The following is a 23,479-nucleotide window of genomic DNA, read 5'->3' on the forward strand; positions in this document are numbered from 1 at the left end:
CGGCGCCTGACCTTGGGCTTCGCGTACGGCTTCGTCCGTGCCACACGCGGTGCAGATGAAAACCTCGCGGACGGTGGTCAGCCGGGAACGCGCGGGCCGTTCACCGAGCGGGCCACCGCAGCGCGGACAGCGGGTGTCGGGCACGGGTCACTCCTCAGGGTGCTCGCGGGCGGACTTGAGGATGTTGTTCCAGGTCGGCCGGGAGTACGTCTTCTCCGTCAGCTCTTGGAGCTGCGGGATCAGCTCGGCGTTCGTGGCCTTGGGGTTCGCCGCGATGGCTTGCCGGGCGAGGGTCAGCCGCTCGTCTCCCTGGTAGGGGTAGGCCAGGCCCTTACGACCCGCGGTGCGCCCGCCGGCGTGCCCGCGCCCTTTGCGGTCCGCGAGGTACTGCCACAAGCGCCAGCGCTTCCACTTCGGGCGACGCCGAGTCGGAAGCTCGTCCCAGTCGTCCGGCGCCGGCCACCCCTGCGGCGGGTTATTGACGTAGTGGGAGACGGTGGCGGAGTCGGCGAACCCGCAGATTTTCGCCGCCTCGGCAGGGCCGACCATCTCTTCGGGGTCGCCGTCGAGCTTGGGCGGGTTGGTGGTGCTGGCGGCGGCGCGCTGCCGCTGAAGCTCGTAGTGCCACGTCGCCCATACGTTGGCGTCCCAGTGCATGACGCCACCGATGGTGTCCGCGACGGGCGGGTGGCCGTTGTTTTCCCGGTCGGTCCAGAGGTTTTGAAGCGTCGGCTCGCTGATGCCGTGTAGCTGGCGCAGGTCCGCGCGTGAGTGGAGCAGGCGGCCGTCTACCTTGCGGGGCACGGTCGTCTCCTGTTCTTGGTCGGGGTCGGGACCGCTCGGCGCGGTCACTGGATGTCGTCCGGGTCGGGGGTCGGAGTCCACGTACGGCTGCCCGCCGGTTCGAGCCGGGTGAGGGTGGCTATGTCGGCCACGGGGACGGCGGCGGCCCAGTCGGCGCGGCCGGGGTGTCCGATAGGGAGGTTGAGCACGAAATGCCGACCGGTCGGGGGAAGGTCCTCGACGATGACGAAGGTGCCGTTCGGATCGGCGCCGATGCTGTTACCCCTCGTGAGCTGGGCGATGTCGCCGGGCTGGGGACAGTCGGGGTGTCGGTCACATACCATAGTTTCGTAAGGACTACTTTCTAACTGGTGAGTATCCTTTGACGGCCAGCGCCTGTTGCCATAGCGCGCTGGCCGTCGCCCTGTCTCTGGGTGGGTGGCGTCCGTACGAACGCGCGGCCGGTCGGAGGTTGCCCGCTCCGCTGACGGCGGGGTAATTAAACCACCTTTGGGTTGAGCGAGGCGGGGCCCTGATCCAGACGACGGCGGTCATCAGAAGAGGGCGCCCTGATCTGCGGCGCGTCGGCACCGGTCGATGGGTGGCCGGGTGACGCGGAGTTCGTAGCGGGGGCGTCCCGCGTGCGGAGGAGCGTGAGCTTCGCGGCGGTACCGGCTCCACGCCACGACGGGAGCGCCCTGGTCGATCCAGCCCGCCGGGTAGCGGGCGGTGTGCTGAGCCCAGCGGCTCGGGCTCCGGGGGACGGTCCATCGGTCCTTGACCGTGGTGATCGGCGGCAGCGTCCTCCAGCCGGGGAACGCATGGTCGTGCGCCTCCTCCAACGCCTCGTTGTCGCCGTCCCCGAACCCGTCGCCGCAGTGCACAGGACCTTCCCACTCGCACGCTAGACACCCGCCGCGGAACTCCTGCTGCTCCCCCCGGCGGCCGGTCGGCCGGCTGCGGAAGAGCAGGGTCGGGGTGTGGTGTGCGGGCGGGTCCAATTCGTGGCCGAGGTCGCTGTACGCGCCGCCGGGATGTCCGGGCTGGATATGCCACGCCCGCCCGGCACTCTCGGGGCGGTGGCGTGTCCGCGCGTTGCGCACTCGCCAGTAGTACGTCTGCCGTGCCCGTGCTCCGGTCGGCTCGGCGACGGTGGTGGTCATGGCGTCCTGCTTCCGGCGAGCACTTCGCGGAGCGGGTCCGCGAGCACAGTCCGCTCGTCGGGGGCGTCGAGGAACCGGGCCCCGTACGCGCGGCGAACGGCGCGGCGGGCGTCCTGGTGGCGGTCGAGCTCGGGGTAGTACGGCGATCGGTCGAGCACGTCGTAGCCGTGGTGGGTGAGCACGTCGGCGATGAGCGACCGGACCTGTACGGGGGCGAGGGCGGAGAGGTCGGTTTCCTCGGGGGCCGCGAGGAGTACGCGGATCAGCTCGGTCGCGCTGAGCCGGGGGTGGAGGGGGACGCTGAGTCGGTGGACGCCGTCCCGGCTGGGGGTGGCGGCTCCCCGGCGGCTCGGTGTCCTGGTGGTGCTGCGGTCGTCTGTCGTCTCGTCCATCGAGGGCCTTTGGTGACTCGGGATGCTGGCGGGCTTCGGGGTCAGAACAGGGCGGGCTCGGCGCGGGCGGCGGCGGTCCGGAATGCGAGGGCGGCGTCGGCGGCGGTACGGCCGGGCTCGGCGCTCCACCGGTCGATGACCTCGCGGTGCATGGCCTTGGCGTCGGTGGGCTCGTCGGCGTCGACGGGGTGACCGGCGAGGGTTTCCGCGAGGAGGGCGAACGCTTCGTCGCGTGCGCGGTCGATGCGGTCCCAGTCGTACGTCCGGCCGGCGGCTCCCCGCCCGTGGCCGACGGCGACTTGGAGTGCGCCGCGCGGCCAGCACGGCAACGTGGCCGTACGGCCGGGGCCGTCGAACAGGTGGTCACCCTGGTGGATGCCGACGTGTTCGATGTGGCGGGCGGCCCATTCCAGGATGGCGGCGGGGGTGTCGGCGATGACGATGCTCTCGGGGGCGTGGCGGGTTGGCACGGCGCAGTCCTTGGGGGGGGGAAGCGGGGGCGGCGGCGCGCTGCCGCCGCCCCCGGTGAGGCGGCTACTGGTACGCGGGGATCAGTCGGCGGATCTCGTCCTCCCCGATGCATCCGCCCTTGTGACGCCGGGCGCTCGGCGGCGCCCCGTTGCGCCCCCCGCAGGTGTGACCAGAACTTCAGGCCCTCCCATCCACACAGCTCACAGCGGAGGAGCCAGTGGTTATCGGAGCCGGGAAATCCGGTGAGGATGGCCCGCCAGTGGTGGGCCGCGAGCCCTGCGAACGCGATCAGCGCGCCCTCAATGTTGCGATCGTTGACCGGCATTCGCGGGTGCAGTAGGGGCACCGGCCCGACCAGCGACGTGGGGGCGTCGGCGAGCACCTGGTCCAGGGGGATGGCGCCAATTCGACCGGCGGCGTACTCCGCGGCGAGATGGGCGGCGGCCATGTCGGTGCCGGGGGTTCCCTTGGGCGGGCGACGGAGGTTGCGTTCGCCCTCGGTGGTGAGGACGAACCAGTCTCGGTGCCACCGGTAGGCACGGCCGATGACCTGGTCTTCGCCAACGATCACGGGATAGCGGCACTGGTTGTCGGGGGCGCCGACGCGGTACGTCGGGACGGTGGTGCTGCCCCCGGTTGCGGGGACGATGAGCCTGCCCGCTTCAGTGTCGGGGACAGTGATGGTCACGGGTCGTTCAAGGAGCTGGATGGACATGGTGGTGCCCTGTTCTTGTGAGGGAGGGGGCCCGCCCGGCGCGCTCGGCCGCCGGGCGGGCGCGGCGTGGTTACGCGGCCTCGGCGGGGGCCTGTGGGGTGGCGGTCCAGTGACGGCGCGGGGTGATGCTCAGGTCTTCAAGAACCTGGTCCAAGCTCCCGTTGTCCGCGATCCATTCCCAGTCGGTGCCCTCGGTGCCGGGCTGTTCGGTCCAGGTGAGCATGTACGCGCGGCCGGAGGTGCGGGGATCGCTGCACAGGGCCTGTGCCTCGCGGCGGGTCATCGCCCACAAGGCACGTTTGCGGGTGCGGCGGGAGTTCTTCGAGGTGATGAGCACCAGTGCCATGCCGTCCTGCCAGTTCGCCCTTTCGCCGGGGGCCGTCACCGGGGTCGGCGGCCCTTCGGGGGCGTCCTGGCGAAGAGCCCAGCGGCGCGCTTTCGCGTGCCAGGGGCTGGGTTGACTGGTGGGAGACGTTTCAGCCGCCGGTACCGACTCCGTGGTCGGCGGGTCCTGCTCCTGGTGCTCGGTGGTCTCGACCCGAGTCGGCTGCTGCATCTCGTCGGCACTCATACGCCCGGACACGCCGTCGTAGGGGGCGGTCCATGTCCAGTCGTCGTACTGGTTGCCGGTGGCTCGGACGATGCGCTTGCCGGTGCCGTTGTGGATGTGCGGGATGGTCACGGACTTCGGGTTGACCCGCAGGACCTCGTACCAGGTACCGCGGTAGAGAACGAAGTCCCCGCGGGTGAAGTCGGCGCGCGACCACACCTTGAAGCCTTCGGCTTCGGCGTCCTTGATGACCTTCTCCCAGTGGGCGATCTCCTCGGCGAGCTCCTGGTGCTCGATCTCCAGCTCCGGGTCTGCCGGGTTCCGGGAGAACCCCTTGGCGGACTGGCCGCGCTGCCACTTCTCGACCGCGCGGAGGTCGGCCCACAGCTTGTTGAGACGGCGGAGCGTGCGGCCGGGGTCCGCCTTGTCCTGCTGGTAGTTCGCGGCGGCTTGCGCCCGACCGGTCCAGTGGGCGGCGCGGTCGCTCTCGTTGATGCTCTTGCGCATCGCGTCGTCCATCCGCGCGTGATCGCGGCGGGCGCGGCTTTCTGAATGGTGGCCGATGAGGATCGGCTGACCGAAGGCGAACCGCTCGGATATGTCGTGGCTTTTCTTCCACGCGGCCTCGGAGGACTGGGCGGCGCTGGCGGCGTACCTGCCGAACCTCTCGGCGCGGCCTTCGGCCTTCTCCTCTCGCTCCTCCTCGGCCTCGGAGAACGAGCGGCGGTCGGCATTGTCGATGGTCAGCGTGACCTCGAACCCCTTCTCCCGGAGTCGCTGCGCGAGGAGTTCGAGCGAGGGGGTGTAGGTGGCATGGTCGCGACTGTGCGGGAGGTACCAGCAGTCAAGGGTGCGGCTCCAGCGGAAGGGCTGGCGCCGGGTGCGACCGTACTCACGGAGTCTCAGGATCTCGGCCGATCCGTCGCCCCGGCTGATCCCCTCGATCAGGGTTCCTTCTCGGCGGGTGTGGGTGATCTCGATAGTCACTGAACTGGTCTTTTCTGGTGAGAGTTTGGTCCGTCCGCAGGGCGGACCGTGCGTTGGCAGCGGCGCTGCACCACCGGCGCGGGCCGTGAGGGACGATCGGCTCGCGGGTCGTCGCGCTTGCGCGACGACAGGGGCAGTCGCGCCCCCGCGGGGCGCGTCCGCTGCGGTCCGGTGCCCGTCGTCGGTCGGCGGAGCCGCCTGCGGCGGAGTCGGCCGGCGGCGGTGAACGCACCGGACCACGTACTGCCGCCCCGAAGGGGTGTCCGCTGGGGGTGGTGCTGGGGGCCTGCCGGTCCGGAGGGTTGCCCTCCCCCGGACCGGCGGGCCTGGGTGTCAGCTGCGGTGGAGCGTCTGCCGGGCGGCCGGGTCGGCATCGGCAAGGCCGGTCCGCTCGCGCCATGCCTGGCGGACCGTGGCCCTGAGCTGCACCCCGTCGTCGTAGGCGAACCGCCCCCGCCGCAGACTGCACACGAGGTCGCGGAAGACGTCCTGATTCATGCTGGTAAGGGTGTCGTCCAGCGGCGTCAGCTCGTGCGGGAACATCGCCTGGACGTTGTCCCCGGGCTCCGGGGCACCGAGGGTGAAGAACCAGACGACCACCATGGTGGGGTCGCCCGGGAGGTCCGGCCCGCCGAGCGGGAACACCACGACGGCCGGACGGCTGTCACCCTGACGGCCTCGGAACCACGGTCCGCCGACCACGAGAGTTGCGGTGGGGAAATCCTGGACGGTGGACTTCTGGTCGGTGGTGAGCATGTCGCATCCCTGTCTGGTGAGAGGTTCCGCCGGGGCGGCTCGGCCCCGGCGGGGGTGCCGGTCGGGGGGTTGCCCTCCCCCTTCCGACACCATTAATTAAACCATGTTCTTGGGTTCGGGTCAACCGGTCACGGCAGGTTCGCCGCAGCGCTCGGCGACGGCCCTGGCAGCTCGGGCGATGGCGCGGCCGGTTTCGATGGCCCGTACGGCGGACTCGTGGACCGGGGGCTTCTTGCCGTCGGTGATGATCCCCGCGAGCGGCGGCATGACGGCGGGACCGGGAGCGATTCCGAGAATGAGCGCGGCGACGTGCGCGGCTGAGGCGACTTCGGCGGCGTGCTGGCCGGGAAGGGGGGCGTACGCCTCGGGGATGCGCCGCCACCCATGGCCGTACAGCAGGATACGAACGGCGCTGCCGGGGGCCTCCCGGGTGAAGTCAAAGCCCCCGGCCCGCTCGGGGTCCTCGTGATACTGGTCGCGGTACTGGTTCACCAGGACATCGCGGACGACCTCTGCGGCGAGCGGGGTGGCGGCGGGGGGCTCGTAGGCGTCGCCGTCGGTCTGGCTGATGTCGAAAACCGGCCCGGCCTTGAAGCCTGAGACCCTGCGCGTCTCACCCCCGGCGGTCTCGTCAGTGGCCTCTCGCTGCCCGCCGTCGACGGCTGCGGCCGTGACCTCCTGGCCGCCCTCGGGCCGCCGCTTGATCGGCGTCCAGATGCGGAGGGAGGTGGCACCCTTGGCGGGGAAGCGTCCAACCTTTCGCCAGTCTCCGGAGCTGAGTATGTGGGTGGCGCTGGGGTGCTGGGCGGCGACGGCGATGCAGTTGGTGGGGCTGCGGTCGTCGCGGTCTGTGTGGGTGAGGTTCGCGGCCGTGCGCATGACGACGGCCCAGAATTCTTCACTGCTGACCATCGCGCCGTACGCGCGATCCATGACGGCTTCGAGTTCGCCGCGCATCTTGGCAGAGTAGGCCCGGCGCTCCTCGTCGGTCATCTTCGGCTTGCGGGGCATGTCACGGTCCTCCTGGTGAGAGATCACCCGGGGCCGACTGACCCTCGGGGTGCCGGGAGGGGGGTTAACCTCCCCCTCCCGGCGCATTAATTAAACCATGTTCTAGGGTGATCGACAACCCTTTAAATCGAGTGCAACCCAGCTTCGTTGCTCACAGCGCAGTATGCGGCTATGACCTCGTCCTCTATCTGGGTCCAGCGTTCGAGGATATCGGGGGCGGTCTTTTGGTCGCTGGCCGCGCGCGTGGCCCTGCGCCATTCAATGGCGATTTTGAGTGTGCGGAGTTGGGAGCGAGTCAGTTCCCATCGGCCGAAATCCGGGAGTTGATCACCATAGGCCATTGACACGGCGTTTTCGATGTGCTCGGTACCGGACCACACATTATGTGCGGACTGGAGTGCAAGGGCGCGTTTGAGGGTGCACCGGAGGTACGGGGCCTGCACGATCCATTGCGGCTCTATCGTGAATACGTCGGCGCTCATCCTGGGCCTTTCTGAGGTGGGCGGCGCGCTCGGGGTAGGGCGTCGCCGCAAAGCACGGGGAATTAGATGGTATATCCTGCAACGGTGGGACACTGTTCCATTTATACCCCCTGGTGAAATGTAATTTCGGTGACCGGTCGGCCTGCCGAGTTTCGCGCGAGGCGCTACCCTTCCTGTCCGCCTATTCGAATTTCCCCGCCGCCGAACACTTGTGCTTGAGAATCACCTGTAGCATTGACTCGACGTAGTTGGGATCTCCGCTGACCTGAGCCTTCAGCGTGCACTTTCGGCACTCATAATTGACATGCAAGACGCGCGGCCGGAACACATCAGCGAGGCGGTCGATAACGCTTTTAAGATTCCTCAATTCGGACACCTTCTGGTGAGAGTGGGTGTCGGCGGCCGGTCGGCCTGCCGTTCGCCGGTCGGGGGTCGCCCCCCTTCCGACATCATTAATTAAACCATGTTCTAGGGGTTGGGTCAACCTGGATCGAGGCTCTGAGCTGGCCTTTTCCGGCCCCGCGCCTGCCCGCGCCCGCCCTGCCGGGCCCGGCACACCACACACCCGGGCGGGGTTCCCTCCTCGGTCGGACAGCTCCGCCGTACCAGGGTTCCGGGTGCGGTGTCCAGGCTCGCGCAGCGACCGCGAAGCGGCCCGGCCTGGACACCGTGCCCGGGTTCCTGGTACGCCCCTTGGGGTGTCCGGCCGAGGAGGGAACCCCGCCTCCACCACCCGCACCACAACGCTCCCGCGCCCACCCGACCCGCCCCCCACCCCCTCCGAGGAGGACCCGCCGGAGGCAGCCTTTCGCTCTGGCCGACACCGGCCAACCGTCATGGCGTTTCGGCTTCAGGGCAGTTCAGGAGGCGGATCGATCTTGGCGTACGTCATGCAGTGCAGCCCACCCCGCGGTCCGTTGACCTCGCCAGTGGGGGTGGAACATCACGGTCCGGGAGGCAGGCAACACCTGATCGGGCTGGGGCACGATGGCCCCCCTCGTCACCACAAGGCGGGCTGCACGGCGGCGTTGCGGTGCAGGGGCAGGATGATCCGTACGGGCGTGCTCGTGGCGGGAGCTGCTGCCGGTCGCGCGATCTGGATGCCAGGGCAGTAGCCCCCCTCGCCCTCCCACTGGTCAACAGCGTCGCGCTCGGCGCGCGTCCGCTGTTCCGTAAGCGTGACCGGCTTCCGGTACATCCGGGCGATGGAATCGAGCGGCGGGAGCACGCGGGCGGCGGCTTTCTGGTCGTCGCGGCGCTTGTGGTGTCGCCGGACCCGGGCGAACCGGGCCTCGTAGGCGGCCCGGTCGGTTTCATGGAGTCCGGCGGGGTGGAGCCGGGCCAGTTCAAGAGCGACCTGGCCCATCGGGCTGGGGGTCAGTACGCGGGTGCTGTCGTCCTGGCGGACGGCGACGAGGAACCGCGCGGCGAAGAGGTCCTGGGTCCGCTCGCGGCTGATCCGGCGGCCACCGTTCCAGACGCCGGTCTGTGCTGCTTGCCGGGCTCGTCCGTCTCGCCAGTACAGGCGTCCGGATTCGGCGGCCTCCAGCACCCGAACGTGGCCGGTTGTCCAACCGAGTGCGGCAACGTGTCCTTCCGCGAGATACCGGTTCCGCGCCGCCCGGTCTCGGTTCTCCTGGTCCATGCCGGTGGCCGCGCGCTCCTCGGCCTCCCGCTCGGCCTCTTCCCGCCGGCGTTCGGTCTCCCGCTCGGCGTATTCGGCCGCCGTCAGCTTCCGCTCCAGCTCGGCCCGCAGGTCCGCGGCCGTCGTCTCGGCTCCGGAGGCCGACTGTGCCCGAACAGCGTGGTCGACGGCCGTACGGGCGCAGTACGAGGGGGCGCTGCTCGGCATGGTGGGGTCGTCGGCGTACTGCTCGGCGCGGTCGGCCCACTTCTCGGCTTCGACGGCTTCCTTGTGGGTCGCGTGCATGACGGCCTCCAGGCGGGCGGCGGCGCCGGACCGGTTGTGGCACAAGGCGGTCATGGCGTCGTCGGCTGCGGTGACGGCGAGGAGCGCGGCTTGCCGGGCGACCTGGATACAGGTTTGTGGAGACGGGTCTCCGGGGTGGGCGACCTGATGTTGGACGACGGGCGCGTTCTCGGGCATGGGGAGTGTTCCTCAGGATCTCGGTGGTGCGGTCGGCGGCGTGCCGTCTCGCCATCGGGGAAGTGCCGCCGACTCGCGCGGAGCGCGATGGACAGTGCTGTCGTGCCCGAAGGGCACGCCCGTTGGCCCGGCGTCCGGACGTTTCGGCCGACTGCGAGCCGGGCCACGCTGAGCCGTCCGGAGGACGCCCTTTCGCACGGGGCCGGTGATCGGCGCTGGCCGCCGACGCGGCCGGACTCCGGCCGGTGGTGGGCGGAGCGTGGGGTGGGCGGCTCGATGCCGCCCACCCCGCGGCCCGGCGGCCGGGGTCCGGCCGGGCGGTGGCTCCCGCCCGGCCGGTGGTTGCGGCTACGCGGCGGCCGGTTCGCGCTCGTTGACGCGGCACCGGGTGAGTACGGTCTGCGCGGTCTCGCCGTAGATGCTGTGGTCCTTGACCGTGCCGGTCAGCTCGACCTCGTCGCCCTGGTCCGGGACGGTTCCGGCGCTGCTGAACCAGACGAAGACGTTTCCACCGTCGTCCTGGAACTTCACCAGTCGGCGGCGCTGGGCGTGGTAGCCGTACGTCCGGCCCTCCAGCTCGATCACGGTCGTAACGGTGGCGGTGGTGGTGATCCGCTCGCCCACCGTGCCCTGCGGCTTGCTGTTCTGGGCGGCCCGCTCGGCGGCTTCCTTCTCCTGGTCGCGGTACCACCCGGCGATGGCGGACACCAGCGTCGGCAGGTGGCGCGGGTCGACGGTCTCGCCCTTCGCCAACTGCCCCACCTTGTGGCGGTAGTCGGAGAGACTGCCGTATCCCTGGACGGCCCATGCCCGGACGGCGGCGGCGGTGGTCGGCGCGTCGCGGTCGGCGTCGATGGCGTCCTTCCACTCCTGCGGGGCCTTGCGGTCGAAGAAGTACCCTTCGACGCCGTCGGCGGTCGGAGACGCGTCCTTCCACTGCTCGGACCGGCTGTAGAACCGGCCCTCCTCCTTGACGATGGCGGCGGTCACCCGCAGGACCTCGATCACCGGGACGCGGAGGTCGGCCGGGATGCCGCCCCCTTCGCCGTCCCAATCGGAGTCCTTCAGCGTGCCGAACCGCCACAGGGCCTCAAGTCCCTTGATCGGCAGGCCGGTGTACGGCTCGACGCACGTCGTGCCCAACTGCCGCATCTCTCCGTTCTCATGGCGAGCAAGGTAGGTGGCGGTGCGGTGACGGGCGACGGCGCACCCGTGGCAGAAGTTCTCGATGGCCCGGTACTGGCGCGCGGCCTCGGCGTCCTGCTCGGGCAGACCGGGGAACAGGCTGGTGATCGTCTCGCCGCTCTCCTCGTCGTGGTCCAGGCGGGCGATGACGGTCCAGCCCTGGTGACGCGGGACGTCGCCGGAGATCGACACGGTGACGGTGGGGCGCTTGCCGATCACGCGGCCGTCAAGGTCGCGGTAGTTGGCTAGGAACGGCTCGGAGAAGTGGAGCGCGTACGGGCTGAGGCGGTGGACAGCGGCGCGCGTATTGGTGGCCTCGACAAGCTGACGGACGCGGGACTGTGCCGTGGCGGGGATGGAAAACCGCATGAGTGCGCTGGTCATCAGGGTGCTCCTGCTGGTGAGAGAGGAATTCGCGGGCCCGGCCGGGCGGGTTGCCCTCCGCGTACGGCCGGGGCGGTCCGGCTGGCGGACCGTGGTGTTGGAAGGGGGGTTGCCCTCCCCCTCCAACACCATTAATTAAACCATGTTTTGAGGTGTAGGGCAAGCATCCCGGCCGGGGATGTCGAGTGCGGCGCGGTCGCGCAGGAACGCGGCGAACAGGGCGGCGGTGTAGCTGTCGGCGGTGTAGCTGTCGGCGGTGCCGTAGGTGCGGCGGCAGTCCAGTGCGCCGATGCGCTCGCCCCGGTGGTGAACGGGGAACGCTGCGCCGGGGGCCGGGATGGCGAGCGCGTACAGTCCGCGCGGGGTGTCCACGCGCAGGACGACGGCGGCGGACTGGTGGTCGTAGGCGGCGGACCAGCGGCGGGGCCCGATGCCGAACTCCGCGAGACCGGCCGCGATGGCGCGGGCCTGCATGATGTCGGCGGTGGTGCCGGGGTCGGGCTCGACGGGGGCAGGGACGCATCCGCAACCGTGGTCGTCGGCGTGGGTCTCGAACAGAGCTGTACGGGTCACTGTGGGGCTCCTGGGGCGGCCGGGGGCGGGAGGGTTCCCGCCCCCGGCGTCGGGCGGCTGAGGCGGTTAGGCGGCGGCTTCGTCGTCGCTGGCCGGGTCGTCGGCTTCCTCGGCCTCCGGCTCGCCCGCCTCCTCGTCGGTGCCGGGCTCCTGCTCGGTCTCCGGCTCACTGCCGGACGTGATCGCGCGGGGCTTCTTCTTCGACGGGTCGTACGGCTCGTCGTCCACCACCGACTGCTCAATGGGCGTGAGCGGGTACCCGAGCGACGCGAGCACCTGGAACCACCGGCCGGTGGGCGTCCGCGTCCACGGGGCACGCTGGCTGTCCGTCCTCCACGCGGACCGGTTCGCGCACTTCTCCCGTACGGCGGCGATGGCGGCGAACTGGAGCTGCGGGGCCCTGCGGGGGTCCTTGGCTGCATGCTCGGCGAAGCTACGGCGGTCCTTGGCCTGCTCGGTGTTCAGCCCCAGAAAGGCGGCCAAAATCTCAGTGGTCGGCTCCTTGATGAGATCATCGAGACCCCAACTGGCGTTCAGCAGAGCGTCGTTCACGTGGCCGATCAGGGTATTGGTGGCGGTCTTCGGGAGGTTGCGCCGCTTGATCAGGTCGGTGAGCCACCTCCGGCGCAGGGACTCGGCCGCGTCCCAGTCCAGATTCCCCTTCTTGACGGCGGCGCGGGCGGCGCGCTCAGCCTCCACCTCGGCGGCGGACTTCGTCCCGCCGGTGCTGCCGGTGCTCTCGGGCACGGTGTGCCCGTACAACGTCGGAGCGGAGCAGTAGGGCATGTACCGGTCCGCCCGCCGCTCGTCGAACACCCACACCAGACCCTTGCAGTCGGCGTGCTCCTCGGCGCTGATGCCGCGCAGTCCCCACACGGGCATGGCGCGCTCGGACAGCTCCTCGGCGTCCCGGATCTTCTGCCCGGCCGCCTCCAGCTCCGCGCGGTGGGCCTCGGCCTTGGTCCGCTTGTCGCGCTTGGTCCGCTCGACCGCGATAGCCCAGTCAACGTCTCCTTCGTCGGCGTCGTCGTCGGCGGCGGCCTCGGTGATCGCGGCGAGCGCTTCGGCGTCTTCCGCGAACTCCGACAGCGCGGCCAGGTGCTCGAACGTCCACTCGTAGCTGCTCGCGCCGCTGACAGCGGCCGACAGCTTCTCGTCGGACCGGACCCTGACCAGTGTCTTGACGTCCTTCTGCCGCACGCCTGCGGCCTTGGCGATCCGGCCCACCTGCGCGCCCGCCTCGGCCGCGCTGAACATGGCCTGGTTCACCTCGGTCCTGGTGAGGCTCTTGCGGTGCTGAGCGGTCGTGATCATGTCGAGAAACTGTCCGGCCGCGTCGCGGTCGTCGTCCTCCCACTCGTACGGCAAGTGGGTAAGACCCGCGTCCGTAGCGGCGTGGTAGCGGCGGTTTCCGTCGTTGACCTGGAGAACTCCGCCGTCGAGTCGCTGGATCTTTACGGGGATGCGGCACCCCTCGGTGCGGAGCGATTCCACGAACGGCGCGTTCAGGTCAAGGTCTTCGCGGGCGTTCTTCGGGTGCGGGGTGAGCGCGTCGAGCCGGATGACGGGGCGCGGGGTGACCGGCACGGTCTTCAGCCCTGCGGCGGCGGCGGCGGCCAGTCGCCGGAACCCGTCGATGACCTGCGGCACGTCGCCGTTGGTGCGCACGACGTACAGCGGCTCCACGACGCCGTTGTCCTTCACGTCGGCCAGCAGATCGGCTGGGGCCTCGATGTCGCGGACGTTGCCGGGGTGCGCGGCCAACTCGGCGACGGCGAGGGTCGGCCACGGTGCAGGGGCAGCCTGAACGCTGGCCTGGGTCTTGGTGTTCGTCATCGGTCTTTCACTTCCTGGTGAGAGTTCGTCGGGCCGTCCGGCCCGGTGAGGTGTCGGTCGGGGGGTTGCCCTCCCCCGTTCCGACACCATTAATTAAACCATGTTATTGAGTGTGGGGCAACCGGGGCTGCCGTGATCGCCGTCACTCGGGTGCAGGGCTGCGGCGGTGCGGATCATGGCGGCGGCCTCGGCGGTGGTGCGGTCGGGCTTGTCCCCCCAGCACCACAGGAGGGTGCGCCGGTAGGCGTCCTCCGTGAGCCGCAGCTTTCGCCACCGGACCCCGGACACGGGGCGGCCGTTGACCTGATTGCTGAGAACCACAAGGGAGTCGAACAGGGCGCGTTGGAAGATGTCCCACGGTTCACCGCGTACGGACCAGCGGGGCCGGACGGAGCGCACGCCGCGCCCCCATGCGTGCAGCACGGTGCACGGGGCGGTGTCGCCCATCCGGCCGGGCTGCCAGAGGTGATCGCCCTGGTAGAGCCCGACGCGCTCGATGTGGTCGGCGGCGGCCGTGAGGATGCGGGCGGGGGTCGCGTGGTAGCGGCGTGCGGTCATGCGGGGCTCCTCGGTCGGAATCGGAAATCAGGAAGCGGTCATACCGGAGACGACGTGCTGGGGACAGAGGGCGTAGTACTGCGCCCCAACAGCGCTGGATGGCCACCGCCGGACAACGACGCGCGTCAAGCTCTCTTTCGTCCCACAGTCCCGACATGCCAACCAAGCCCTTCCTGCCTGCATTTGATCGCTATCGGCTATCCATCGAGGTATAGGTCGGTTCTTCAGCGACATGGATGCTCTCTGCTTTCGCGTAAGTGCGGGGGCCGGGGCGCCGGGCTGCCGCCCCGGCCGGGATGGGGCGGATCAGGCTGTGAGCGCCCCGGCACTCTGGGCACCGATGCGGCGGGCGCCTCCGATGTCGGCGCGGTTGCCTGCGGCGGCTCCGTCGCCGTACCCGCTGCCGCTGTACGAGCCGCGCGACTGCCGGACGCGCGGGTGCTCCTCGCGGTAGAGGGCCTCCACCCTCGCGTCACGGTCGGCCAGCACGAGTTCACCGCTGCGGCCGGTGGCCGACGTCTCCCCGCTGGCGGCAGCGCGGGCGGCCCGCTCGATCGCGTCAAGCCGTTCTATGACGCGCTCGATGAATCCGATGGTCCACGAGTTGCGCCATGCTCGCGCGCTGCGGACACCGTACGGGACGACCTGCGCGTTGAGCCCGCCGAGCATCTGGATCAGAAGGGAGGCGTACAGGACTTCGGCGCGCTGAACGTCGGACTCATGGCCGACGATGTGAACGCGGCGCACCTTGCCCCTCACACCCATGTGCACGGCCTTGCATCCGACGCTCTGAGCGATGAAGCAGATCAGCCGGACACGGGACATGGCCCACGGGTTGGGGAGGTCGACGTACTTCGCGGTGACCGCGTCCCGCGACGGCTGCCCGTCGCTCAGCATGGCCTCTTCGACGCCGTACTTCGCCATCATCTCGAATGCCCGCTTCCGGGCAAGCTCCGCCTCTGACTCCGGCGTACGGGGGTCCTCTGCCGTGGCGAGCAGAGCGCGGATGGTGTCGAGCTTTCCGGGGGCCTTCGTGGTGCTCACGTTCGTTCTCCTGGTGAGAGAGGTTGTCGGCGGCCGGTCGGCCTGCCGTTCGCCGGTCGGGGGTCGCCCTCCCCTTCCGACATCATTAATTAAACCACGTTCTCGGGTTCGAGGCAAGCCCTCTCCACACCAAACCCGCAGGTGACAACGCTCCTCCCGCACCACACACCCGCTTCCATCCCGTACGCCGTCGACCCACACGCACGTGGAGCGGACGCGGTGCCGGGCGTCCAGGTGGAGCGCGCCACTGCACGAACGACCTGGACGCCCGGTGCCGTGTCTGCTCGCCTTGGCTGGGTCGACGGTGTGCGGGATGGAAGCACCCTCACCCCCACGAACCCGCAGCCGGGCACGAAGCCCCCTCCGCCCGGTGCCGGCCGATCCCCCGCCGGAGGCACTGATCACTGACCTGACCCCACCGAACCCGTGGTTCGAGATGTCCGCGGACCTGTGCCTACGGTGCGCGCGACGAGCCACGATTTCGAACAGGACTGGGGGCACAGGTGAGCACCAATTCGGCAGGGCCGGTAAGCACGTCGGAGCTGCGACGGCGGGTTCGCGCTGCTGAAGCACTGAAGGCGAAGACGCGCGAGATAGCCGCCGCGAACACGCTGACCGCGCGAGAGGCCGCGGCGAAGGCGGCCACGGCGAAGGAGGAGGCCGACGTCACCGCGCGGGAAGCCGCTGCTGTCGTCCTGCGGCTGTTCGACAACGACGCCGAGTTGGTCTCGGAACTGTTGGGCATCCCAGCAGAGGAGCTGGACCGGGAGGCGAAGCCTGTTACCGCCGCTCGGGCGAAGGAGGTAATCGAGGAGCTGCGGGCCCGCGCCGAGCGGCCTCGCTCTACCCGCACCCGTAAGCCTCGACCGGATGCGGCCGGCGCGGCTTTCTCGACCCCGGACACCCCGCCCCCGGTGGTCCCGACGGATGACGGCCGGGCTGATGCCGCCTGAGCACGACTCCGGGCCCGGCCTCTTCCCGCTCTCGGCGGTGAACGGGGCCGGGCCCGTTCACGTTGACGAGCAACTTTCGCTCATCGGTGAACCAAAACCCGTCCGCATACCAGCCGTTGAGTGGATGCGCTGGCTGGCCGACGAGTCCGTACAAGCCCGCTACTGGGCGAAGGTCTACCGGGCCCCGTCAACTAAGGACTGCTGGTTCTTCCTCGGTGGGATCTCCAGCACCGGCCACGCCAGCTTCAGAGCCGCGTCGCGGCCGGGTAGGACGCGCACGGGCACGGTGCCGGGCCACCTGTACGGATACCAGCTCGCGCACGGCGTGATCCCCCGACTCGGCTGGGGAACCGACAGCCCAACCAACCCAACCGTTTGCCACACCTGCGACAACCACTCCTGCCAGCAGCCGATGCACCTGCGTCTCGGGACGGCGGCGGAGAACCGTGCCGAATGGTTGGCCCGCCGCCGCCGAGACCCGAGCAGCCCACTCGCCGACGTCCGCGGCCCGGCCGGACGGTCCCGCGCCATCGGTGCCGCCATTCGCGCCGGCCAAAGCGGCGGGGAGTCCGGAGCGGAGATCGCGGCACGCATCCGTGCGGCGTTTGCGGCGGGCCGCCCCCTCAGCCTCTGGTGACGACCGCTTTCCCGCCGCCTTGATTCGAACGAATATGCGAACATGGAGATGGGGCGTCGCTCCTGGTCGGGACGAGATAGCAAGGAGAGGGGGGCCATGAGCAGCAGGAGGTGTGTATGTCGTTTACGCACCTCCATGCGGCCAGCGGCTATTCGCTGCGGTACGGGGCCAGTCATCCGTACGCGCTGGCCGAGCGGGGGCTCGATGCCCTGGCGCTGACCGACCGGGACTCCCTGGCCGGTGCGGTGCGTTTCGCCAAGGCGTGTGCGGGGGCCGGTGTCCGGCCGCTGTTCGGTGTCGACCTGGCGGTGCCCGGCGTACCGGCGTCCGGTCCGGTGCCGTCGAAGCGGCAGCGGACTCCTGCCCGGGGCGGTGCGTTCGTCGCGGAGGCGCCGCAGCGCGCGGTGTTCCTGGCCCGGACCGAACGCGGCTGGGCCGAGCTGTGCCGTCTGGTGACGGCAGCCGCCGACCAGGGCGTCACCTGGGAGGACCTGTCCTGCCCGGACGGCGAGCTGTTCGTCCTGCTCGGGGCGGACTCCGAGGTGGGGCAGGCGCTGGCGGCGGGGCGGCCGGACCGGGCCGCGACCCTGCTGGGCCCCTGGCGGGAACGGTTCGGCCGGTCGTTGCGCATCGAGACGTCCTGGCACGGGCGGCCCGGCACCGGGCCGGGGTCGCTCCGGCTGGCCGCGCGCATGCTGGGCTTCGCCACCGAGCAGCAGGTGGTCCCTGTGCTCACCAATGCCGTGCGCTATGCGGACCCGGGCCGGGGCGAGGTCGCCGACATCCTGGACTCCGCCCGCCTCCTGGTGCCGATCGACGCCCGGGACGCGTCCCGGCTCGACGGCGGGCAGCGGTGGCTGAAGGACGCCGGGGAGATGGAGCGGATCGCCGGGCGGATCGCGGAGGCCGCGGGCGGCCGGAGCGGGGACGGGCGGCGGCTGCTCGCGGCCACCGAGGCGGGCCCGCGTCCGCTCCCTCGCCCTGCGCGCGGGCGAACTCCGCGCCGCCGCCTCCACCCCCCGGCAGCTGGCCTTCGGCCCCGACGACGACCGGGCCCGCCGCATCGAGGCCGCGGCCGACCGCGCCCGCGCCCGCTTCGGCCCGGGCGCGGTACGACCCGCCAGCACCGCGGGCCTTAGGGCGGCAGCGCTCCGCTGACGGAGGTCAGCGGTTGGCAGACGGTCTGCTATCCGGCATCGGAGGTCGTGGGCTGAGTACCTGTTCCTGAAGTCCCCTGGTTGCGTTCACTCGGCTCGGATTCGAACAGGGTCCCTGAGCGTTTCCAGTTGGTTCTGTCGGCATCGGCCTCCTGATTGGGATACTGGAGGGTATGGGATTCGTCTTCTTCATGACCTTGCCCGGACTGGTCATCATGCTGACCGTCGTGGCCTTCGTAGATCAGCTGCTTCTCCGTGCCGGGCGGGCTGGCCTGCTGCCATGGCGGAACAGCGTCAGGCAGGGCCAGATATCCGCGACCGGGTTTGAGCAGCTCCATGCGAGCTTTTCGCCCGGGAAGCAGAACGAACTCAAGGAGCGGCAGTCTGCGCTGGTGATGCGGGACGACGAGGAAGACGGGGCGCCGCCGAACCGGACAACGGTAGACCTGGATGGCGGGGTCGCGGTCGTCCGGATGCCGCAGGCAGGTCAGTAAGAGGCGGGCCTGAGAGCCTGCGCAAAGGGCCGGTGTGTTTCCTCGCAGGTCAGAATTCGAGCAGGGGCGGTGGGGAGCCGGGCCTGCGTGTGAAAGTGGTCGAGGAGCCAGACGACGGGTGGCCGTGGGTGGCGTTGCTGACCGGCAACGCCGTCTGGATCAGTCCCGGTGGGCTTCCTGGCTGTCGGGTTGGCCGCTGCGGCGTGATGACGTTGCCGACCTTGTCGGCCGTCGTGATCTCTTCAGGCATGGTCTTCACCACCCACCAGCGAGCCGGGGCGCAGCCCATCGGCCGCGGCGAGACCCGGCCCGCATCTGCAACCGGGAGTCGGACCGGAAATCCTATGATCACAATGAATGACCGTAATTAACCGGTGAATGAACGAAGTTGGGTTGCGGGTGCGTTCGTGTTGCGGTCACCGTGACCGTTCCACGAACGATTACTTCCGCGACCGCCAGGCCCTTGTCACGCACCGCCGCGAACAGTAGACCGCGTTCGAACGGCGGTCCACCCCGGCCACCCAGATGGCCCCGCACTCCGGGCACTCGGCCCGGCCGGCCCCGCTCAACTCCGCGGCCACACGCTTCCGCAACCGCTGGCCCTGCCGCCACTGCCTGCAACGACAGACCGCCGAGCAGAACCTCGCACGAGCCGGAGCCTCCGACGACAGCGGTCTCCCGCATCCCTCACAGAACCGTCTCGCGACTTCCCCGACGCCCTCGGACATCCGGTCAGCCTAGGAGGCAAAGCTACCCAAATCCGAGGTTCAGACACAGGCACTGAGGCCACGAGCGGTTCCCCGCTGCGAAATACGTACGATTTCGGCCCGCTCCCCGTCGGGAGCGGGCCGAAGCCACGTGAAGAAGGACACGCTCCTTCAAGTGGCGGGCTGGACCTGGCGCGTCAAGCCTCGGTGCTCGCAAGATCGGCATCCAGGTGCTTGGCGCACACCTCCAGAGCCTCCATCCGGGCCTGCTCGAAGGCTCGGGCGACGGCCGACTTGTTGATTCCCCGAGCGTGCGCCTCTGTGCTGCCTTGGGGGCGGAACTCGGTCCGGAACTCTGCGGCCCGCGTGGTGAAGCCGTCGTGCTCGAACTCCCACGTCCACCGGCTACTCACCGGAAGCGGCTCGTAGGTCAGGGTGCCGTCGGCCTCGTACGAGGCCAGGGCGAAGTGCACGAACTGCCGCTCCGGCATACGGGACCAGACGGAGCCGCCGCCGGTCCATCGCTCGCGTTCCTCCGGGCCGAGGGCTCCGCGGCGGGCGATCTTCTCCTCTGGCCAACCGTCTGCCCGCATAGTCGCGATCTCTTCCTCGTGGTCGTCGTTCCACTGGTCGGCGACGTCCTGTGCGTGCTCGCGGTCCGCGAACGGCACCTCCCGGCCGCCCAGCGTGACGACGAAGACCGGGTCGTTCTCGTGCTCTGCATCGTCCTGCGGCATGTTGCTGGCGTCCTTCCAGGTTTCCTGGGCAAGTCCGGAGAACTGTCGGGGGACGTGAGGGAGTCCGTCCGTGGCGGCGGCCAGGCCGGAGCGCTCCAGGAAGCCGGGCAGCGGGGCCGTGGGGTCCATGGCCCATTCGACGGCGGCCATGACCTCGTCGTCCAAGGCGTCCAGGAGGTGGCCGTAGCGGTCCACGGTCGTGGTGATGGACTCGTGGCCAAGCCGTCCCTGGATGGCCGGAAGCGGGACCTTCGCCGCGATCAGCCACGATGCGTGGGAGTGACGGAGGTCGTGGATGCGCGGTCGCTTGATCAGTCCGTACTTCTCTGCGGCCAGCTCGATCGCGGGTATCCAGCGCAGGCGCCGAAAGGTACCGGGGTCCCACTTGCCACCTTCGGGACCGGTGAAGATCAGGGCGTTGGGGGCAAGGCCCTTCGCACGGCGCCGAAGCATCCGGTCAAGCTTGTGCGTGATGACGATGGTGCGGCGCGACTTCCGGGTCTTCGGGGGACCGAGGACGGACTTTCCGTCCTCGTCCTTCTTCCAGGCCCTCTGCACACGGATTGCCGGGCGCCCGCTGCGCCGCCGGAGGTCTCGCGGTTGAAGCGCGGTGGCCTCGCCCCACCGGAAGCCGGTCTCCGCGATCGTCTCGCCAAGATCCTTGGCGTCGTCGCGAAGGCACTCGTAGATCCAGGCCCATTCCTCTCGTTCGAGGAAGACCATCTCTTCCTCGTCCTCGGCTCCGTCGAGCCGGGGCAGACGGGTCTTCGCGCACGGGTTGGAGGCCCGCAGTGACGGTTCTGCATCGACGGCGGACTGCATGATCGCACTGAGGAGACCGTGCTTGTTCTGGACGGTCTTCGGCTTGTAAGCAGTCCGGGGCTTCCTGTCGCGCGGGTCGAGCGGGGCGAGGCGTCCGGCTTCGAGGTCGTTGACCCAGTCCTGGACCATCGCCCGAACAACGCTGCCCTCGCCGTCCTCCACGGAGTACGAGCCGAACCAGGGAGCCATGTTCTCCCTGATCTCCTTCTTGTACCTACTCCTCGTGTCGCCCTGGATACCGGTGAGGCGGTCGACGTAGGCGAGCGCGAAGGGCTCGAACATCGTGTCTGCACGCCGCCGATCCGCGACAAAACCGTGACCCCGGGTCCAGCCCGGAGGCCACTGTTGGCCGTGCCCGTTCACCAGATCACGGAAGCGCTCGGCGGCTGTCTCGTCCTCGAAAACCTCGGACTCCTGCTTACCGCCACGGGCTCCGCCGGCCCTCCACATGACCGTGAAGCTGGCCGTTCCGTCGCGCTTGTCCCGTTTCCTGATGTACGCCATGTGAGGCACCGTAAATCAGACCGGTGCTGACACGGTGCTGACGTTATAAACACGGAGAGGTCCCCTGGCCCGCGTTTTCGCAGGTCAGGGGACCTCTGAGGATGTGGAGCCTAGGAGATTCGAACTCCTGACATCTGCCTTGCAAAGGCAGCGCTCTACCAACTGAGCTAAGGCCCCGGGGAACGGCGAACCACAGCGAACCACGGACAGCGCCGAACACGTCCGTGCCACGGCAACCGTCGCAGACCAGAGTACCGGGTGCTCCGCCGAATCTTGCAAAAGGATAGGGACTCCCGGTGGACGACCACGCTCCGTAAGATGCTGGACGAGGTTCGCAGCAGCGAAGCCGCAGCGAAGGGGAGACGCAATGGACGCAGCGCAGCAAGAGGCGACGGCAAGAGCCAGAGAGCTTCAACGCAGTTGGTACGGAGAGCCACTTGGGGCGCTCTTCCGACGGCTGATCGATGATCTCGGCCTGAACCAGGCACGGCTCGCCGCCGTTCTCGGACTGTCCGCTCCGATGCTTTCCCAGCTGATGAGCGGCCAGCGCGCGAAGATCGGCAACCCGGCGGTCGTCCAGCGGGTCCAGGCGCTCCAGGAGCTGGCGAGCCAGGTCGCCGACGGCAGCGTCAGCGCGGGCGAGGCCACCGACCGGATGGAAGAGATCAAGAAGTCGCAGGGCGGGTCCGTCCTGACCGGCAGCGGCCAGACCACCTCGACCGGCGGCGCTCCCACCGTCCGCCGCGTGGTGCGCGAGATCCAGTCCCTGCTGAGGTCGGTCGCGGCGGCCGGCGACATCATCGATGCCGCCGACGCCCTCGCCCCGACCCACCCGGAGCTGGCAGAGTTCCTCCGGGTGTACGGAGCGGGCCGCACCGCGGACGCGGTCGCGCACTACGAGGGACACCAGAGCTAGCGGCTCGGGAGCACGACGTACGACGACGGAGCCAGGGCCTCGCACACAGCCGAGGTCCCTGGTTCCCGCAGGGGCCGCGGCGACAACAGGGACTGGGAGCGGGCACAGCGCAATGGGTGAGGTCTTCGCCGGTAGGTACGAGCTGATCGATCCGATCGGGCGTGGTGGGGTCGGCGCCGTCTGGCGGGCCTGGGACCACCGGCGCCGCAGGTACGTGGCGGCCAAGGTCCTCCAGCAGAGCGACGCGCACACCCTGCTGCGCTTCGTCCGCGAGCAGGCGCTGCGCATCGAGCACCCGCACGTCCTGGCCCCGGCCAGCTGGGCCGCCGACGACGACAAGGTCCTGTTCACCATGGACCTGGTGAGCGGCGGCTCGCTCGTCCATGTCATAGGCGACTACGGGCCGTTGCCGCCCCGGTTCGTCTGCCTGCTCCTGGACCAGCTGCTCTCCGGCCTCTCCACGGTGCACGCCGAAGGGGTGGTGCACCGCGACATCAAACCGGCCAACATCCTGATGGAGGCGACGGGTTCGGGCCGCCCGCACCTGCGCCTCTCCGACTTCGGCATCTCGATGCGCAAGGGCGAGCCCCGGCTGACCGAGACCAACTACGTGGTCGGCACGCCCGGTTACTTCGCCCCCGAGCAGATGATGGGCGCCGAGCCCGACTTCCCCGCGGATCTCTTCGCGGTCGGCCTGGTCGCCCTCTATCTCCTCCAGGGCAAGAAGCCCGACTCCCAGGCGCTGGTGGAGCACTTCGCCTCCCACGGCACCCCGAGCGCTCCCGACGGCATTCCCGAGCCGTTGTGGCAGGTTCTCGCCGGTCTGCTCCAGCCCGATCCGCAGGCCCGGTTCCGTACAGCCACGGGGGCGCGCAAGGCCCTGACCGCGGCCGTCGAGATGCTGCCCGAGCCGGGGCCGGACGACGAGCCGGTGGAGGTGTTCGACCAGATCGGGCCGCTTCCGGCGGGGTTCGGACCGGAGGGCCCCGAAAGCTCCAGGGGTTCCGAAAGCTCCAGGGGTTCCGGAAGCTCCGGGGCTCCCGAGAGCTCCGTGAGCCCCGCAAGCCCTGCGGCGAGCCCCGTAAGCCCTGCGACGGAGTCCCGGCCGTCCGTTCAGGAGCCGCCCGTGGCGCCCCCGCCCCCCGTCTCCATGTCGGAGACCGGCAGCTTCCACCTGGCGCCCCCGCCCCAGCAGCACCGGCCCGCACCGCCCCCGGCCCCGCTGCCCGACCGGCCGGCCACCCCGCCCCCGTACGCCGTCGGAGCCCCGGACCCCTCCCAGGCACCGACCTCCGGCGTCCCGTACGACCCCGCCACCCGGCCCTACACCGCCGGGCAGCCCCACCAGCCCCACCCGCAGGCCCAGCCCCACCAGCCCGTGCAGCCCTTCGCGGCCCACGGCCACCACGCTCCGGCGCACGCCCCCGCGCCCACCCCCGTACGCGCGAAGCGGCCGGGACCGCCCCCGAAGGTGGCGGTCCCGGTGCTCGTGGTGGCGCTGATCTGTTTCGCGGTCGGCATCTGGGCGCTGACCCAGATCTGAGGTCCGGCCCGG

General features: G+C 70.0%; 21 protein-coding genes, 1 tRNA gene and 2 pseudogenes. 5 read left to right on the plus strand and 19 right to left on the minus strand.

What is annotated here, in order from left to right; genetic code table 11:
* Nucleotides 1–147: 147 nt before the first annotated feature.
* The 16 genes and pseudogenes from B7C62_17060 to B7C62_17135 all read right to left on the minus strand — a co-directional run bounded on the left by B7C62_17060 (nucleotide 148) and on the right by B7C62_17135 (nucleotide 15,570).
* On the minus strand, nucleotides 148–852 hold the full coding sequence (locus B7C62_17060; protein ID ARF73785.1) for a hypothetical protein: 705 nt from the start codon (nucleotides 850–852) through the stop codon (nucleotides 148–150).
* Nucleotides 849–1,127: a hypothetical protein gene (locus B7C62_17065; protein ARF73786.1), complete on the minus strand. Its 279-nt coding sequence runs from the start codon at nucleotides 1,125–1,127 to the stop codon at nucleotides 849–851. Before B7C62_17065 ends, B7C62_17060 begins: the two co-directional genes overlap by 4 nt.
* 210 nt (nucleotides 1,128–1,337) lie before the next feature.
* On the minus strand, nucleotides 1,338–1,946 hold the full coding sequence (locus tag B7C62_17070) for a hypothetical protein (GenBank protein ARF73787.1): 609 nt from the start codon (nucleotides 1,944–1,946) through the stop codon (nucleotides 1,338–1,340).
* Nucleotides 1,943–2,338 (minus strand): hypothetical protein, encoded by a 396-nt coding sequence (locus tag B7C62_17075; protein ID ARF73788.1) that lies wholly within the window; start codon nucleotides 2,336–2,338, stop codon nucleotides 1,943–1,945. Before B7C62_17075 ends, B7C62_17070 begins: the two co-directional genes overlap by 4 nt.
* A gap of 41 nt (nucleotides 2,339–2,379) precedes the next feature.
* Complete coding sequence (locus B7C62_17080; protein ID ARF73789.1) at nucleotides 2,380–2,808, minus strand: hypothetical protein; 429 nt, start codon at nucleotides 2,806–2,808, stop codon at nucleotides 2,380–2,382.
* 64 nt (nucleotides 2,809–2,872) lie between these two features.
* Nucleotides 2,873–3,524, minus strand: a pseudogene (locus tag B7C62_17085) (hypothetical protein).
* Nucleotides 3,525–3,594: 70 nt separating this feature from the next.
* Nucleotides 3,595–5,061: a hypothetical protein gene (locus B7C62_17090; protein ID ARF73790.1), complete on the minus strand. Its 1,467-nt coding sequence runs from the start codon at nucleotides 5,059–5,061 to the stop codon at nucleotides 3,595–3,597.
* Between the two features lie 333 nt (nucleotides 5,062–5,394).
* A complete protein-coding gene (locus tag B7C62_17095; GenBank protein ARF73791.1) occupies nucleotides 5,395–5,817 on the minus strand; it encodes a hypothetical protein in 423 nt (140 codons plus the stop codon).
* A gap of 120 nt (nucleotides 5,818–5,937) precedes the next feature.
* Nucleotides 5,938–6,828 (minus strand): hypothetical protein, encoded by an 891-nt coding sequence (locus B7C62_17100; GenBank protein ID ARF73792.1) that lies wholly within the window; start codon nucleotides 6,826–6,828, stop codon nucleotides 5,938–5,940.
* Nucleotides 6,829–6,950: 122 nt separating this feature from the next.
* Entirely contained in the window at nucleotides 6,951–7,310 is a 360-nt protein-coding gene (locus B7C62_17105) for a hypothetical protein (GenBank protein ARF73793.1), read from the minus strand.
* Between the two features lie 1,000 nt (nucleotides 7,311–8,310).
* Nucleotides 8,311–9,417: a hypothetical protein gene (locus tag B7C62_17110; GenBank protein ID ARF73794.1), complete on the minus strand. Its 1,107-nt coding sequence runs from the start codon at nucleotides 9,415–9,417 to the stop codon at nucleotides 8,311–8,313.
* Nucleotides 9,418–9,765: 348 nt separating this feature from the next.
* The gene (locus tag B7C62_17115; protein ID ARF77214.1) at nucleotides 9,766–10,971 is read right to left on the minus strand and encodes a hypothetical protein; all 1,206 of its coding nucleotides are present in this window, start codon (nucleotides 10,969–10,971) and stop codon (nucleotides 9,766–9,768) included.
* A gap of 150 nt (nucleotides 10,972–11,121) precedes the next feature.
* The gene (locus B7C62_17120) at nucleotides 11,122–11,559 is read right to left on the minus strand and encodes a hypothetical protein (protein ARF73795.1); all 438 of its coding nucleotides are present in this window, start codon (nucleotides 11,557–11,559) and stop codon (nucleotides 11,122–11,124) included.
* 66 nt (nucleotides 11,560–11,625) lie between these two features.
* Nucleotides 11,626–13,395 carry a chromosome partitioning protein ParB gene (locus tag B7C62_17125; GenBank protein ID ARF73796.1) on the minus strand — a complete coding sequence of 590 codons (1,770 nt, stop codon included), beginning with the start codon at nucleotides 13,393–13,395 and terminating at the stop codon, nucleotides 11,626–11,628.
* A 93-nt stretch (nucleotides 13,396–13,488) separates the two neighbouring features.
* Entirely contained in the window at nucleotides 13,489–13,953 is a 465-nt protein-coding gene (locus tag B7C62_17130; GenBank protein ID ARF73797.1) for a hypothetical protein, read from the minus strand.
* Nucleotides 13,954–14,259: 306 nt separating this feature from the next.
* The gene (locus B7C62_17135) at nucleotides 14,260–15,570 is read right to left on the minus strand and encodes a hypothetical protein (protein ID ARF73798.1); all 1,311 of its coding nucleotides are present in this window, start codon (nucleotides 15,568–15,570) and stop codon (nucleotides 14,260–14,262) included.
* Nucleotides 15,571–15,939: 369 nt separating this feature from the next.
* On the opposite strand from B7C62_17135, the gene B7C62_17140 reads away from it, so the two are divergent.
* The 3 genes and pseudogenes from B7C62_17140 (at nucleotide 15,940) to B7C62_17150 (ending at nucleotide 18,238) form a co-directional block, all read left to right on the plus strand.
* Complete coding sequence (locus B7C62_17140) at nucleotides 15,940–16,587, plus strand: hypothetical protein (protein ARF77215.1); 648 nt, start codon at nucleotides 15,940–15,942, stop codon at nucleotides 16,585–16,587.
* Nucleotides 16,588–16,703: 116 nt separating this feature from the next.
* Nucleotides 16,704–17,543: pseudogene (locus tag B7C62_17145) on the plus strand (DNA polymerase III subunit alpha).
* Nucleotides 17,544–17,917: 374 nt separating this feature from the next.
* Entirely contained in the window at nucleotides 17,918–18,238 is a 321-nt protein-coding gene (locus B7C62_17150; GenBank protein ID ARF73799.1) for a hypothetical protein, read from the plus strand.
* Nucleotides 18,239–18,678: 440 nt separating this feature from the next.
* On the opposite strand, the gene B7C62_17155 is transcribed toward B7C62_17150, so the two are convergent.
* The 3 genes from B7C62_17155 to B7C62_17165 all read right to left on the minus strand — a co-directional run bounded on the left by B7C62_17155 (nucleotide 18,679) and on the right by B7C62_17165 (nucleotide 21,185).
* Nucleotides 18,679–18,966, minus strand: coding sequence for a hypothetical protein (locus B7C62_17155; GenBank protein ID ARF73800.1), 288 nt, complete (start codon nucleotides 18,964–18,966; stop codon nucleotides 18,679–18,681).
* 176 nt (nucleotides 18,967–19,142) lie between these two features.
* Nucleotides 19,143–21,008 carry a site-specific integrase gene (locus B7C62_17160; protein ARF73801.1) on the minus strand — a complete coding sequence of 622 codons (1,866 nt, stop codon included), beginning with the start codon at nucleotides 21,006–21,008 and terminating at the stop codon, nucleotides 19,143–19,145.
* A 104-nt stretch (nucleotides 21,009–21,112) separates the two neighbouring features.
* Nucleotides 21,113–21,185, minus strand: a tRNA-Ala gene (locus tag B7C62_17165).
* Between the two features lie 190 nt (nucleotides 21,186–21,375).
* On the opposite strand from B7C62_17165, the gene B7C62_17170 reads away from it, so the two are divergent.
* Both B7C62_17170 and B7C62_17175 read left to right on the plus strand, forming a co-directional pair.
* Nucleotides 21,376–21,924: a DNA-binding protein gene (locus tag B7C62_17170; protein ID ARF73802.1), complete on the plus strand. Its 549-nt coding sequence runs from the start codon at nucleotides 21,376–21,378 to the stop codon at nucleotides 21,922–21,924.
* Nucleotides 21,925–22,036: 112 nt separating this feature from the next.
* Complete coding sequence (locus B7C62_17175) at nucleotides 22,037–23,467, plus strand: serine/threonine protein kinase (GenBank protein ID ARF73803.1); 1,431 nt, start codon at nucleotides 22,037–22,039, stop codon at nucleotides 23,465–23,467.
* The last annotated feature ends 12 nt before the right edge of the window (nucleotides 23,468–23,479 follow it).

It is taken from the genome of Kitasatospora albolonga (assembly GCA_002082585.1).
Classification (GTDB): Bacteria; Actinomycetota; Actinomycetes; order Streptomycetales; family Streptomycetaceae; genus Streptomyces; species Streptomyces stephensoniae.

Coding starts and splice junctions, on each gene's coding strand:
- B7C62_17105 (ARF73793.1), bottom strand. CDS start 7,310: ATGAGCGCCGACGTATTCACGATAGAGCCGCAATGGATCGTGCAGGCC.
- B7C62_17100 (ARF73792.1), bottom strand. CDS start 6,828: ATGCCCCGCAAGCCGAAGATGACCGACGAGGAGCGCCGGGCCTACTCT.
- B7C62_17160 (ARF73801.1), bottom strand. CDS start 21,008: ATGGCGTACATCAGGAAACGGGACAAGCGCGACGGAACGGCCAGCTTC.
- B7C62_17075 (ARF73788.1), bottom strand. CDS start 2,338: ATGGACGAGACGACAGACGACCGCAGCACCACCAGGACACCGAGCCGC.
- B7C62_17170 (ARF73802.1), top strand. CDS start 21,376: ATGGACGCAGCGCAGCAAGAGGCGACGGCAAGAGCCAGAGAGCTTCAA.
- B7C62_17125 (ARF73796.1), bottom strand. CDS start 13,395: ATGACGAACACCAAGACCCAGGCCAGCGTTCAGGCTGCCCCTGCACCG.
- B7C62_17115 (ARF77214.1), bottom strand. CDS start 10,971: ATGCGGTTTTCCATCCCCGCCACGGCACAGTCCCGCGTCCGTCAGCTT.
- B7C62_17110 (ARF73794.1), bottom strand. CDS start 9,417: ATGCCCGAGAACGCGCCCGTCGTCCAACATCAGGTCGCCCACCCCGGA.
- B7C62_17155 (ARF73800.1), bottom strand. CDS start 18,966: ATGTCCGAGGGCGTCGGGGAAGTCGCGAGACGGTTCTGTGAGGGATGC.
- B7C62_17130 (ARF73797.1), bottom strand. CDS start 13,953: ATGACCGCACGCCGCTACCACGCGACCCCCGCCCGCATCCTCACGGCC.
- B7C62_17095 (ARF73791.1), bottom strand. CDS start 5,817: ATGCTCACCACCGACCAGAAGTCCACCGTCCAGGATTTCCCCACCGCA.
- B7C62_17140 (ARF77215.1), top strand. CDS start 15,940: ATGCCGCCTGAGCACGACTCCGGGCCCGGCCTCTTCCCGCTCTCGGCG.
- B7C62_17175 (ARF73803.1), top strand. CDS start 22,037: ATGGGTGAGGTCTTCGCCGGTAGGTACGAGCTGATCGATCCGATCGGG.
- B7C62_17070 (ARF73787.1), bottom strand. CDS start 1,946: ATGACCACCACCGTCGCCGAGCCGACCGGAGCACGGGCACGGCAGACG.
- B7C62_17150 (ARF73799.1), top strand. CDS start 17,918: ATGGGATTCGTCTTCTTCATGACCTTGCCCGGACTGGTCATCATGCTG.
- B7C62_17065 (ARF73786.1), bottom strand. CDS start 1,127: ATGGTATGTGACCGACACCCCGACTGTCCCCAGCCCGGCGACATCGCC.